This window comes from Rossellomorea sp. YZS02, from assembly GCF_033963925.1.
GTDB lineage: Bacteria > Bacillota > Bacilli > Bacillales > Bacillaceae_B > Rossellomorea.
Map to the genome: position 1 here is coordinate 39,203 of NZ_JAXBLY010000026.1, position 12,213 is coordinate 51,415.

General features: G+C 42.7%; 14 protein-coding genes and 11 tRNA genes. 24 read left to right on the plus strand and 1 reads right to left on the minus strand.

Going from position 1 to position 12,213, the window contains the following annotated elements; genetic code table 11:
* Nucleotides 1-295 precede the first annotated feature (295 nt).
* From alr to SLH55_RS20905, 12 genes are all read left to right on the plus strand, one after another.
* A complete protein-coding gene (gene alr, locus SLH55_RS20850) occupies nucleotides 296-1,501 on the plus strand; it encodes an alanine racemase (RefSeq protein WP_320324397.1) in 1,206 nt (401 codons plus the stop codon).
* Nucleotides 1,502-1,627: 126 nt separating this feature from the next.
* Nucleotides 1,628-1,909 (plus strand): CopG family ribbon-helix-helix protein, encoded by a 282-nt coding sequence (locus tag SLH55_RS20855; protein ID WP_032085355.1) that lies wholly within the window; start codon nucleotides 1,628-1,630, stop codon nucleotides 1,907-1,909.
* A gap of 4 nt (nucleotides 1,910-1,913) precedes the next feature.
* Nucleotides 1,914-2,264 (plus strand): type II toxin-antitoxin system endoribonuclease NdoA, encoded by a 351-nt coding sequence (gene ndoA, locus SLH55_RS20860; RefSeq protein ID WP_034763063.1) that lies wholly within the window; start codon nucleotides 1,914-1,916, stop codon nucleotides 2,262-2,264.
* A gap of 407 nt (nucleotides 2,265-2,671) precedes the next feature.
* Entirely contained in the window at nucleotides 2,672-3,502 is an 831-nt protein-coding gene (locus SLH55_RS20865) for an RsbT co-antagonist protein RsbRA (RefSeq protein WP_219166341.1), read from the plus strand.
* On the plus strand, nucleotides 3,499-3,855 hold the full coding sequence (locus SLH55_RS20870; protein ID WP_034763058.1) for an STAS domain-containing protein: 357 nt from the start codon (nucleotides 3,499-3,501) through the stop codon (nucleotides 3,853-3,855). Before SLH55_RS20865 ends, SLH55_RS20870 begins: the two co-directional genes overlap by 4 nt.
* 2 nt (nucleotides 3,856-3,857) lie before the next feature.
* On the plus strand, nucleotides 3,858-4,259 hold the full coding sequence (locus SLH55_RS20875) for an anti-sigma regulatory factor (protein WP_034763056.1): 402 nt from the start codon (nucleotides 3,858-3,860) through the stop codon (nucleotides 4,257-4,259).
* 10 nt (nucleotides 4,260-4,269) lie between these two features.
* On the plus strand, nucleotides 4,270-5,280 hold the full coding sequence (locus tag SLH55_RS20880; RefSeq protein ID WP_219166342.1) for a PP2C family protein-serine/threonine phosphatase: 1,011 nt from the start codon (nucleotides 4,270-4,272) through the stop codon (nucleotides 5,278-5,280).
* 75 nt (nucleotides 5,281-5,355) lie between these two features.
* Nucleotides 5,356-5,688, plus strand: coding sequence for an anti-sigma factor antagonist (locus SLH55_RS20885; RefSeq protein ID WP_219166343.1), 333 nt, complete (start codon nucleotides 5,356-5,358; stop codon nucleotides 5,686-5,688).
* Nucleotides 5,688-6,155 carry an anti-sigma B factor RsbW gene (rsbW, locus tag SLH55_RS20890; protein ID WP_307513643.1) on the plus strand — a complete coding sequence of 156 codons (468 nt, stop codon included), beginning with the start codon at nucleotides 5,688-5,690 and terminating at the stop codon, nucleotides 6,153-6,155. Before SLH55_RS20885 ends, rsbW begins: the two co-directional genes overlap by 1 nt.
* Nucleotides 6,133-6,930, plus strand: coding sequence for an RNA polymerase sigma factor SigB (gene sigB, locus SLH55_RS20895; RefSeq protein WP_219166345.1), 798 nt, complete (start codon nucleotides 6,133-6,135; stop codon nucleotides 6,928-6,930). The genes rsbW and sigB overlap by 23 nt, the downstream gene beginning before the upstream one ends.
* Complete coding sequence (locus SLH55_RS20900; protein WP_219166346.1) at nucleotides 6,930-7,526, plus strand: PP2C family serine/threonine-protein phosphatase; 597 nt, start codon at nucleotides 6,930-6,932, stop codon at nucleotides 7,524-7,526. The genes sigB and SLH55_RS20900 overlap by 1 nt, the downstream gene beginning before the upstream one ends.
* 116 nt (nucleotides 7,527-7,642) lie before the next feature.
* Nucleotides 7,643-9,826, plus strand: a complete 2,184-nt coding sequence (locus SLH55_RS20905; protein WP_413787121.1) for a Tex family protein — start codon at nucleotides 7,643-7,645, stop codon at nucleotides 9,824-9,826.
* Nucleotides 9,827-9,925: 99 nt separating this feature from the next.
* Here SLH55_RS20905 and cmpA read toward each other — a convergent pair whose 3' ends face one another.
* Complete coding sequence (cmpA, locus tag SLH55_RS20910) at nucleotides 9,926-10,039, minus strand: cortex morphogenetic protein CmpA (RefSeq protein WP_219166347.1); 114 nt, start codon at nucleotides 10,037-10,039, stop codon at nucleotides 9,926-9,928.
* Between the two features lie 133 nt (nucleotides 10,040-10,172).
* Between cmpA and SLH55_RS20915 the strand changes: the two genes are divergently transcribed.
* The 12 genes from SLH55_RS20915 (at nucleotide 10,173) to SLH55_RS20970 (ending at nucleotide 12,074) form a co-directional block, all read left to right on the plus strand.
* Nucleotides 10,173-10,643, plus strand: coding sequence for a SprT family protein (locus SLH55_RS20915; protein WP_219166348.1), 471 nt, complete (start codon nucleotides 10,173-10,175; stop codon nucleotides 10,641-10,643).
* A gap of 128 nt (nucleotides 10,644-10,771) precedes the next feature.
* Nucleotides 10,772-10,846, plus strand: a tRNA-Asn gene (locus SLH55_RS20920).
* A 7-nt stretch (nucleotides 10,847-10,853) separates the two neighbouring features.
* Nucleotides 10,854-10,944: transfer RNA gene (locus SLH55_RS20925), tRNA-Ser, on the plus strand.
* Nucleotides 10,945-10,962: 18 nt separating this feature from the next.
* Nucleotides 10,963-11,034, plus strand: a tRNA-Glu gene (locus tag SLH55_RS20930).
* 137 nt (nucleotides 11,035-11,171) lie between these two features.
* A tRNA-Asp gene (locus SLH55_RS20935) sits at nucleotides 11,172-11,248 on the plus strand.
* 79 nt (nucleotides 11,249-11,327) lie between these two features.
* Nucleotides 11,328-11,402, plus strand: a tRNA-Gln gene (locus SLH55_RS20940).
* A 4-nt stretch (nucleotides 11,403-11,406) separates the two neighbouring features.
* A tRNA-Lys gene (locus SLH55_RS20945) sits at nucleotides 11,407-11,482 on the plus strand.
* A gap of 34 nt (nucleotides 11,483-11,516) precedes the next feature.
* Nucleotides 11,517-11,598, plus strand: a tRNA-Leu gene (locus tag SLH55_RS20950).
* A gap of 74 nt (nucleotides 11,599-11,672) precedes the next feature.
* Nucleotides 11,673-11,758, plus strand: a tRNA-Leu gene (locus SLH55_RS20955).
* Nucleotides 11,759-11,779: 21 nt separating this feature from the next.
* Nucleotides 11,780-11,856: transfer RNA gene (locus SLH55_RS20960), tRNA-Arg, on the plus strand.
* Nucleotides 11,857-11,909: 53 nt separating this feature from the next.
* A tRNA-Pro gene (locus SLH55_RS20965) sits at nucleotides 11,910-11,986 on the plus strand.
* Nucleotides 11,987-12,000: 14 nt separating this feature from the next.
* Nucleotides 12,001-12,074, plus strand: a tRNA-Gly gene (locus tag SLH55_RS20970).
* Nucleotides 12,075-12,213 lie beyond the last annotated feature (139 nt).

Below are 12,213 nucleotides of genomic sequence, written 5' to 3' on the forward strand. Positions count from 1 at the left end.
ATGATCGGGGCGGGCTCTTTGGGTCCGTCCCTTTTCTATGGAAGGAATCAAGAGCGAAGAGAGTAAGTCGATAATAAATACCCCAAATCCGATAATATATAGTTGCAGACTTCAAGAATCAAGCAATCCGGAGTGATCAAAGTCCCGCCTCAACCCATCTTCTCCTTAAAACCTCTATGCTGAATTCCCTTCCCCGAAAAATCTTCTTATCACAATCCATGATAATATGAATAAACCATGGTATTCTTGAATAGAATGACAATGTTTTGTGTAAAGATATGAGGAAGTGAAGAGAGTGGAAACCCAGACGCAATTTTTTCGTGATACTTGGGCTGAAATTAATCTAGATCATTTATATGAAAATGTAAAGAATATTAAAGGGCATATCCCTGAGGATGTGAGCGTTTTCGCCGTTGTGAAGGCCAATGCTTATGGGCATGGGGATGTGCAGACTTCTCTGACGGCACTCGCTGCAGGGGCGCACGGCTTGGCTGTTGCATTCCTGGATGAAGCGATTTCCTTGCGAAGGGGAGGCATCATCGCTCCAATCCTTGTATTGGGTGCTACACGGCCAAAAGACGTGCAGATTGCCGCGCATTTGGATATTTCGTTAACCGTATTTCAGAAGGAATGGCTGATTGAAGCTGAAAAGCAATTGTCTAAAGGAGAGCGTTTAAACCTCCATATCAAGTGTGACACCGGTATGGGCCGGATAGGGGTCCGTACTATTGAAGAGTTAAAGGGGGTTGAGGAGTACATCCATGCCCATCCCCGATTTGAGCTTGAAGGGATCTTCACCCATTTTGCCACAGCGGATGAACTGAATGATGAATATCTTGAGGAGCAATTGAAGCGGTTTGAATATATGCTCGAACAATTGGAATCCCTTCCACTGTATATTCATTCTTCCAACAGTGCAGCTACACTGCGGAAGACGAACACCCTTTTCAACGCTGTACGGGTAGGGATTGCCATGTACGGCCTCACCCCTTCTATTGAGATGAAGCCGGAACTGCCATTTCCCTTAAAGGAAGTCTTCTCCCTTCATTCGAGACTCATTCATATAAAAGAGCTCGGAGCTTTTGAGAAAGTCAGCTACGGGGCAACGTATCAGACAGATAATAAGGAGTGGATCGGCACGATTCCCATCGGGTATGCTGATGGATGGCTTCGGAAATTGCAAGGACAGGACGTTTTGGTGCAAGGTGAAAGAGTTCCAATTGTTGGAAGAGTTTGTATGGATCAATGCATGATCAGTCTGCCTGAATTCAAGGGAATCGGTACACGGATCACGTTAATCGGCAGCCAGGGTAATGACTCGATAACAATGGATGAAATCGCTGGAAAGCTTGATACCATTAACTATGAGATCCCTTGCATCATCTCCACAAGAGTACCGCGGATCTATATTCGAAATGGTGAAGCAACGGAAGTATCCAATAAACTCCTAATGCCAGGGGTACGCAGTCAACAGGAAAATAACGGCCCGTCCGATGAATAATTCCTATTTTAAATGGCGGATAATAGAAGAGATTGATAAATTAACTTTTCATTCCCTATAATTGATGGTATGATAAATATGTTAATGAACAGAAACGGTATGTAGTGATTGGTGGAGGTGTAGTTTGTGTCTGAATCCAGCGCAACAACAGAAATCTTAATTCGTCTACCGCAACAGCTCGTTACAGAATTAGACGGCTTTGCAGATCAAGAAAATGTGAATCGCAATGAGTTTATTTATCGTGCAACCAAAATGTATTTAAGAGAGCGTAAGAAGAGACAATTACGTGAATCTATGAGACGCGGCTATATGGAAATGGCTAAGATTAATCTTGCAATCGCTTCAGAAGCGATTCAAGCAGAATATGAGGCAGAACATACAGTCGAACGCTTAGTAAGCGGAGGTTAATCCTTTGATTGTAAAGCGTGGTGACGTATACTTTGCAGACCTTTCTCCTGTTGTAGGTTCAGAACAAGGCGGAGTTCGGCCGGTACTTGTAATTCAAAACGATATAGGGAACAGGTTCAGTCCCACCATTATTGTAGCTGCCATTACCGCACAAATTCAAAAAGCAAAACTGCCTACTCATGTTGAAATTGATGCAAAACGTTATGGCTTTGAACGTGATTCCGTTATCTTGCTTGAACAGATTCGAACGATTGATAAACAACGTCTTACCGATAAGATAACCCACTTGGACGATGAGATGATGGAGAAAGTGGACGACGCCCTGCAGATTAGTGTAGGTCTGATCCAGTTTTAACCGGAATTCTTTTCGATCATATGTGTAATCATGCTCATATGTACAATAGGGACAGTAATACTGCAAACCAGAAGGCTTGCTGATCAACACCATCTTGATCATTGAGCCTTTTTGTTTTGCCTTTTTTTATGTTCTGACTATCCCTCGACCTGTTACGTAAGTTAAGAAGAATATGGATAATGGAAATATAGACAATTTTATGACAAAACAAGGTAAACAATTTATAATGGGAAAAGAAAGATAAATACCCGAAAAGGCATAGGTTTTTTCTTTTCCATGTTTATTTGTTACTATTAAATTAATTACGTCATTTTTCGACCACGGTTGTAAACTACTTTAAAATTGGATTACATCACCGGGCATAAATACTGAGGTTAAATTTCATATGATAGAATGGAGAGAACTAAATGTTTAGTGAAGTCACGGATTATATTCAAAATAATAAATCAGAGATCACTAGTATTTGGATGGAACGAATGAGAAATGAAGCGGATGAGAAATTTCTCCAAGTCGTTTCTGATCAGGTTTTCACTAAGACAAGCCATGAGTTTGTTGAAATGATTGCTTCCAATCTGAGAGATTCGAAAGAATTCAACAGCCGCTTGGAAGATTTCGCTGAGAAGGTTGTCAGATTGGGGTGGCCTCTGACGTTTGTGACAACGGCTTTAGGCACTTTTGGTAAAGTGGTATTTGAGGGCATGACGAATGATCAACTGATTTCAGAAGAAAATTACGCTGCTCAGGTTGAAAAATTCGATAAGTGGCTGACACCGATGTACAACAGAGTAGTCAAAGCGTATACAGAATCATGGGAAAGAACGGTTTCTCTTCAGAAGATCGCATTGCAGGAATTATCGGCACCGCTCATACCGGTTTTTGAAAAGATCTCCATTATGCCTCTTGTTGGTACGATTGACACAGAACGGGCGCGACTGATCATGGAAAACCTGTTAAACGGTGTAGTGAAGCATAGGGCGGAAGTTGTGCTGATTGACATTACGGGTGTACCTGTGGTCGATACAATGGTTGCTCATCATATCATTCAGGCAGCAGAGGCTGTGCGTCTGGTCGGTGCGAAGTGTATGCTTGTGGGAATCAGACCGGAGATTGCCCAGACCATCGTTAATTTAGGAATTGATCTTAATCAGTTCAGTACGAATAGTACGTTAAGAAAAGGAATAGAAAAGGCTCTTGAAATGACAAATCGAAAAATTGTTTCGGCGGAGGGATTAGAGTGAGAATACCAATTTTAAAGCTGCATGATTGTTTGTTAATTTCCATTCAGTGGGAGCTGGATGATCAAACCGCCCTTCAATTTCAAGAAGATCTTCTTCAGAAGATTCACGAGACGAGTGCAAGGGGAGTAGTAATCGATATCACCTCCATTGATTTTATAGATTCCTTTATCGCCAAAGTTCTTGGGGATGTCATCAATATGTCGAGATTGATGGGGGCTAAAGTGGTCATCACGGGTATTCAGCCTGCTGTAGCCATTACGTTGATTGAGCTTGGAATCAGGTTAGAGGACGTTCTAACCGCTCTCGACCTGGAAAAAGGTCTGGAGAAATTACAATTGGAACTGGGGGACTAGGTATGGATAGCCAATCCTGCGTGAAGATCACGAATGAATGGGACATCGTTGCTGCCCGCCAGTTAGGGAGGAATGTAGCGAAAGAGCTCGGATTCGGCACAGTTGACCAAGCTCGTATCACTACGGCTATCAGCGAATTAGCAAGGAACATCTATTTATATGCCGGCTATGGTCAAATTTGCATTGAAAAATTATTTGACGCCGGAAAGAAGGGTGTGCGCATTATCGCCTTAGATGAAGGTCCTGGTATTGCTGATATCAGGAAGGTAATGGAAGATGGATATTCCACATCGGGCGGATTAGGAGCAGGTTTGCCTGGGGTTAAACGTTTAATGGACGAATTTAACGTAGAATCTGTACCGGGTGAAGGAACAGATATTAGGGCGACTAAGTGGCTCCGCTAGGGGGAGTTAGATGAATTTCAGAGAATTGATGGATTCAAAATATAGAGAGATCATTGAGCATTATCTTAACGATCAAGATGAGAAAGCTCTTTACTTAGGGCAGAAATTCAGTCGTAAATCAATTGAGCATCACGTATCACCGGAAGAAATCATCAGCCTTCATAAGAATGTCATTCTTGAAATGGAACCGAATATACCGCATCAGGTACTGCACTCATTCGATATCCTGTTGGAAGTCATGATTGGCTATGGTTTTGCATACCGTGAGCATCAAAGTCTGAGAACGAAACAACAGGAATTAAACAATGAAATAGATGTAGCATCCAATATGCAGCAGACCCTGCTTGGTACAGTCATCCCTGCAGTGAAGGGACTGGATATTGGGGCAGTCAGCGTCCCTGCCAAGAAGATGAATGGGGATTACTACCACTTTGTCCAGGACGAAAATGATCATGTCAGTGTGGCTATTGCAGACGTCATCGGGAAGGGGATACCGGCTGCTCTTTGCATGTCCATGATTAAATACGCGATGGACAGCTTGCCCGAGTATCGCCATGAACCGAACGCCGTCTTGGAAAGTTTGAATAGAGTCGTGGAGCAGAACGTGGATGCAAGTATGTTCATCACTATGTTCTACGGGGTTTATAACCCTGAGAAACATTTGTTTTCATATTCATCAGCTGGGCATGAACCTGGCTTTTTTTATAGAGCGTCAACCGATGAATATGAGGATCTTGATGCAAAAGGACTTCTGTTGGGAGTCGATAAGAAAGCGAAGTACAGGCAGTATGAACGACGGGTAGAAGTTGGGGATATGATCATCCTCCTTTCCGACGGCGTAACGGAATGCCGGACAGAAGAAGGATTCATCGAGAGGGAAGATCTGGTCCAATTAATCAGCCGATATACTCATCTGCCTACACAGGAGATTGTGAATAAGGTGTATAAACAACTCGAAAAGCTTCAGCATTTTGAGCTTAGGGACGATTTCACCTTGATCATCATAAAAAGAAATTCATAAAGAAGTTTATTTTTATTTTAAATAGGGTAAATAATTAGAGACTTATTATAATGTTGCCAAAAAGGTGGTCTTTTTATGAACTTATCAATAGATATGAAAGAAAAAGAAAACGATCTGCTTGTGAAAGTGGCGGGGGAAATTGATGCATATACTGCTCCAAAGCTTAAAGAAACGCTTCAACCATCTGCTGAAGCTGATAATAAAGATATTACTGTCGACCTTTCCGAAGTGTCATATATGGATAGTACGGGACTTGGGGTTTTCGTCGGCCTGTTTAAAACGGTAAAAGCACGCGGGGGACAGCTTCATCTTGTAGGTTTGTCCGAACGTCTGCAAAGACTGTTTGATATTACAGGTTTAGGGGATATTATGAATATTAATTCCAAGGTAGAAGGTGGAGTGGAATGATGCAAGCTTTTGATTACATCGAAATGAAGATCCCCGCAAAACCGGAATATGTCGGAGTTATTCGTTTGACGCTTTCGGGAATTGCAAGTCGCATGGGGTTTGATTATGATGCCATCGAGGATTTGAAAATCGCTACAAGTGAGGCAATCACCAATGCTGTACAGCACGCATACAAGGACAATGACGGTGAAGTTGTTGTCGGGTTTGCACTGTATAGGGATCGTCTTGAGGTGATGGTGGCAGATCACGGTGAAAGTTTTGATTTCAAGGAAATCCGAAGTGCTGTTGGTCCTTATCATGCCGATCATTCCGTTGAGTTCTTGAGAGAAGGTGGGTTGGGTCTTTACCTTATTGAGAGCCTGATGGATGATGTAAAAGTGCATCACAAGGAGGGAGTGACAGTCTTCATGACTAAATTCCTATCAGGGGAGCAGGTGGAGAGGGATGAAAAAACTATCTCAACCTAACCAGCAGGCCCAAAAGGAAAAAGTACTGCAATGGATCAAGGATTACCAGGAAACCCAGGATGATGACGCTCAGAGTCAACTTATCCTGCACTATCAAAATCTTGTTGAGTCCATTGCGAGAAAATATTCAAAGGGCAGGTCTTTCCATGAGGATATCATCCAGGTGGGGATGATAGGACTTCTTGGAGCGATTAGAAGGTACGATGAATCTTTCGGCAGATCATTTGAAGCCTTTGCCATTCCAACCATCATCGGAGAAATCAAAAGGTTCTTAAGGGATAAAACATGGAGTGTACATGTCCCCCGCAGAATAAAAGAACTTGGCCCGAAAATAAAATCGACGGTTGAAGAGTTGACTAATAGATTGGAGCGTTCTCCCCAGGTTCATGAAATTGCAGAGTACTTGGAAGTGAGTGAAGAAGAAGTACTTGAAGCAATGGAAATGGGCAGAAGTTATCAGGCGTTGTCTGTTGATCACTCCATCGAGGCTGATTCAGAGGGTAGCACGGTAACGATACTGGATATTGTTGGAGACCAGGATGAGGGCTACGAGAAAGTAAATCAGAGACTTGTTCTGGAGAAAGTACTTCATGTTCTTACCGATAGGGAAAAATCTATTATACAACACACTTACTTGGAGAACTTAAGCCAAAAAGAAGCTGGTGAAAAGCTCGGAATTTCTCAAATGCATGTTTCCCGACTGCAAAGAAGAGCGATTAAGAAGCTAAGGGAAGCCATACAAGAAGAGATGAACGATTCGGAGAGTCATTATTAATGGCGTATCTTCAACAAAATGATATAGAGCTTTATGCAGAGCAGGTATCGAAAAATGGGAACCCCTTTTGTGGCGATAGTTATTACTATACGTCTACAAGCGATTACTTTATCTGTGTCCTGGCCGATGGTTTAGGAAGCGGTAAGTTTGCCTATGAGTCTTCTCATGTAGTCGTGGAAATTGTTGAAGAACATCACCACGAGGATGTGGATACACTTATGAGCCTCTGTAACGAAGCCCTTCAAAGAAAACGCGGGGCTGCCGTGGCGATTATCAAGGCCTATTACCATTCCAAAGAGTTTGTGTATAGTTGTGTAGGAAATATCCGTTTTTATATGTATGCACCTGAAGGAAAGATGACTTATCCCCTGCCGGTAACAGGTTATTTATCTGGCAGGCCGCAGAAGTATAAAACCCAACGCTTTCACTACAATCCTAATTCGAGATTCCTCATTCACTCGGATGGATTAAATATCTCTGGTGTGAAAAATATCCTGCAGAGATATCCAACGCTTCACGGAGCATTAGGTGATATTCAGTCGTTAGTCGACGGTACTTCAGATGATACAACATATATCATTGGAAACTTACTCTAAGAGCTTTAGGGTAAGTTTTTTTTGTATTTTGTATGTTTGGCGTACTTGTGGAATGGAATCAACAGCCTTTTCAATCCTAAAAGGTAATTATGGTAAAATATAAAAGAATCCTATTAATGGAGGTTATAGATGTGACAACAACCTTATCAAAGCAAGAACCATTACTCAACCAAGTATCAAAAGAATTAAACTTATCAATAAAGAATGTAAAAAACGTCATCTCACTACTGGAGGAAGGGAATACAGTTCCTTTCATCGCCAGGTATCGAAAAGAACAGACAGGCGCGCTGGACGAGGTTCAGATCCGGAATATTATGGATAAATGGAACTACCTGCAGAATCTTGAGCAGCGGAAAGAAGAAGTCATCCGCTTGATAGAAGAACAGGGGAAGTTAACAGAAGAATTAGCTCAAAACATAAAAAAAGCGGACAAGCTTCAAATGGTGGAAGATTTATACCGTCCTTATAAACAAAAGAGACGTACCAAAGCGACCGTAGCGAAAGAAAAAGGATTGGAACCCCTTGCTGAATGGATCCTTACTTTCCCTTCAAACGGAAACCTCGAAGCTGAGGCAACACGCTATATTTCTGAAGAAAAAGAAGTGAAAACTGTCGAAGAAGCCTTGAACGGAGCAAGGGATATCATTGCAGAATATATTTCCGACGAAGCTTCTTACAGGGACTACATAAGAAAACACACATTTAGAAAAGGGTTAATTGAAACGAAGGTGAAAAAGGAAGAGCTGGACGAAAAAAGAGTTTTTGAAATGTATTATTCCTATCAGGAGCCTATACATAAAGTGGTTCCCCACCGGGTGCTGGCGATGAATAGAGGGGAAAAGGAAGACATCCTCAAAGTGAATATCCAGCCAGATGCAGAGGGTATTCAACACTATTTAGAAAAGCAGGTCATTAAAAATATCCATTCCATTTCCACGCCTTTAGTGAAAGAAGCGGTGGAGGATAGTTATAAAAGACTTATCCAGCCATCGGTGGAAAGGGAGATCCGAAACGAATTAACAGACAAAGCAGAAGACCAGGCCATCCATATCTTCTCTGAAAACTTACGGAAATTACTGCTTCAGCCCCCTATGAAAGGAAAGATGGTATTGGGTGTAGATCCTGCATTCCGTACGGGCTGTAAGCTGGCTGTCATTGATGAAACAGGGAAAACCCTCGATATCAATGTGGTCTACCCACACCCGCCTAAATCAAAACGGAGCCAGGCAGAAGACATAATGAAAAGCATTTTGAAGAAATATTCGATCGAAGTGATCGCGATTGGAAATGGAACAGCTTCGAGGGAAACAGAACAATTCGTGGTGGATATATTAAAAGATCTGAACGAAAACATTTCCTATTTGATTGTCAATGAAGCAGGGGCAAGTGTGTATTCCGCGTCTGATGTGGCGAGAGAAGAATTCCCTGATCTTCAGGTTGAAGAGAGGAGTGCTGTCTCCATTGCAAGACGACTGCAGGATCCGTTGGCAGAGTTAGTGAAGATCGATCCTAAATCCGTCGGAGTCGGCCAGTATCAACATGATGTTTCTCAGAAGAAATTGAATGAATCCTTAACCTTTGTCGTGGAAACAGCGGTGAACAAAGTAGGAGTGAACGTCAATACGGCGTCATCTTCTCTGCTTCAATATGTAGCAGGACTCTCAAAGACGGTGGCAAATAATATCGTGAAAAAGAGAGAGGAAGAAGGCAGGTTTCAATCGAGAGCCCAATTAAAGAAAATTCCACGGCTTGGAGCCAAAACGTATGAGCAGTGCATCGGATTCCTGCGGATCGTAGATGGGAAGGAACTTCTTGATCGTACTCCGATTCACCCCGACAACTATCAGGATGTGAAGAAGCTCCTCGCTAAAGTAGGATTAAGTGTTGAGGCCATTGGTTCAGAAGAATTAAAGCAGGCGCTCAGTCAGTTGGATCTAAATGAAGTTTCAGAAGAACTTGAGATTGGGAAACTGACCCTGAAGGATATCATTGATTCACTCGTTCGGCCGGGTCGTGATCCGAGGGACGAGTTTCCTAAACCATTACTGAAAAAGGACGTCCTGAAATTAGAAGATCTCACTCAAGGGATGGAACTACAAGGGACTGTGAGGAATGTAGTGGATTTTGGAGCGTTTATAGATATTGGTGTGAAGCAGGATGGGCTTGTCCATATATCCAAATTGAAAAATGGTTTCGTAAAGCATCCATTAGATGTGGTATCTGTTGGAGATGTCGTAACGGTTTGGGTGGACGGTGTGGACGTCCACAAAGGAAGAGTCTCACTGACGATGATTCAGTAGGGAATAAATAGGAGCTGACTCACGTGATAGGGAAACTATCAGGGGGTCAGCTCGTTTTCTTTATATGGGATTGAATGACTTTAGGATTGGCGGCTTTCATTAAGAGCAGTTCTTCTTTCGATAAAAGTACCAGCACTGATTAAGTAGTTTAATTTGATAACGATCCTTTTCAAAATAAGCTTTCCTTAATTGATTGACAAGCCAATTAGGCATGGATGAACCTCCTTGTCTCTAAGAAAACACCAGTGAAATCCCAGAGTAGATTGTCGGGTTTAAACAGTAAGGGTGATACCTAGTTTATGCTATAATAGGTTGTCATGTTCTAATAAAGAAAGAAGGATTTAAGATGACGAATGCCGAGTTACAACAGTTGGTTGAGAAAATTTCAATGAGGTCATTCCACAAGCCGTTCCTTCATAAGGCGTACTTTAATCCCAGATTAAGAACAACAGGCGGAAGATATATGCTGAGAAGCCACGACATCGATATTAATCGCAAATATCTTGATGAGCATGGGATGGACGAATTGATAGGCATCATAAAACATGAGCTGTGTCATTATCATTTGCATATAGAAGGAAAAGGGTATAAACATGGAGATCCGGACTTTAAGGGGCTTTTAAAGAAAGTTGGGGGACCGAGGCATTGTTCTTCGTTACCCAGTGTGAAGACGAGAAAGCGATTATTACTTTATATCTGTTCTAAGTGCGGATGGGAATTTGAAAGGAAGCGAAAGATTAATACGACTAAATATGTTTGTGGTCGCTGCAGAGGGAAGCTTCGATTGGAGAAGGAAATGGTAATTGAAAAAAGATGAAAAATGAGCTTATCGATCACATCCGGTTAATCGGGAAAAAAGTGTCTGAAAGTAGTTGACAAGAAATCGATGAGTCATTATAATCTAAAGAGTCGATAAGACGAGTTAAGCGAAAGAATACTTTACGTTCCGCAGTAGCTCAGTGGTAGAGCTATCGGCTGTTAACCGATCGGTCGCAAGTTCGAATCTTGCCTGCGGAGCCATTTTTATGGGGAAGTACTCAAGTGGCTGAAGAGGCGCCCCTGCTAAGGGTGTAGGTCGGGCAACTGGCGCGAGGGTTCAAATCCCTCCTTCTCCGCCATTACTACTTTTAAAACGCGGCCCGTTGGTCAAGCGGTTAAGACACCGCCCTTTCACGGCGGTAACACGGGTTCGAATCCCGTACGGGTCATTTCATTTTTACTTAATGAAATATATTGCTAGCAGAAGGGTAATGAAACCTATTTTGCTAACGCAAGGTAAGGATAGTTATTTTCGCTAATGCAATATAATGTAAGGTAAAATATTTTGCTGACGCAAAAATTTTTTGGTCCGGTAGTTCAGTTGGTTAGAATGCCTGCCTGTCACGCAGGAGGTCGCGGGTTCGAGTCCCGTCCGGACCGCCAGATTTTTTTCATGAAAGTTATTGACTTCATCGGGGTGGACGTGCTATTATAAAAACCTCGTCACTTTTTAACAAAGTATTGGGCTATAGCCAAGCGGTAAGGCATCGCACTTTGACTGCGACATGCGTTGGTTCGAATCCAGCTAGCCCAGCCATTACGAGCCATTAGCTCAGTTGGTAGAGCATCTGACTTTTAATCAGAGGGTCGAAGGTTCGAGTCCTTCATGGCTCACCATTTTCGCCAATGCGAAAATATATCACAGATTCATGCGGGTGTGGCGGAATTGGCAGACGCACCAGACTTAGGATCTGGCGCCGCAAGGCGTGGGGGTTCAAGTCCCTTCACCCGCACTTTCAAAACTTTTTCAAAAAGTTATTGACAAGATAGATTATCCTCGGTATAATAGTGTTTGTCGCTTTAAAACGCGGTCGTGGCGGAATGGCAGACGCGCTAGGTTGAGGGCCTAGTGGGGGCGACCCCGTGGAGGTTCAAGTCCTCTCGGCCGCACCAAAAGATCACAAAAGACATAATGCGCCCGTAGCTCAATTGGATAGAGCGTTTGACTACGGATCAAAAGGTTAGGGGTTCGACTCCTCTCGGGCGCGCCATCTTATTTCTACTAGCGAGCATCATGCACGCGGTTATACATATGCTTTTCTGACGGGAAGTAGCTCAGCTTGGTAGAGCACTTGGTTTGGGACCAAGGGGTCGCAGGTTCGAATCCTGTCTTCCCGACCATCATAATTTTATATGCGGGTGTAGTTTAGTGGTAAAACCTCAGCCTTCCAAGCTGATGATGAGGGTTCGATTCCCTTCACCCGCTCCAATTTTACCTTTTATTGAACCTTGAAAACTGAACAAAACAAGACAATACGTCAACGTTAATTCTAGATTTATTTTTAAAGAGCTATTCAAACTTTTATCGGAGAGTTTGATCCTGGCTCAGGACGAACGCTGGCGGCGTG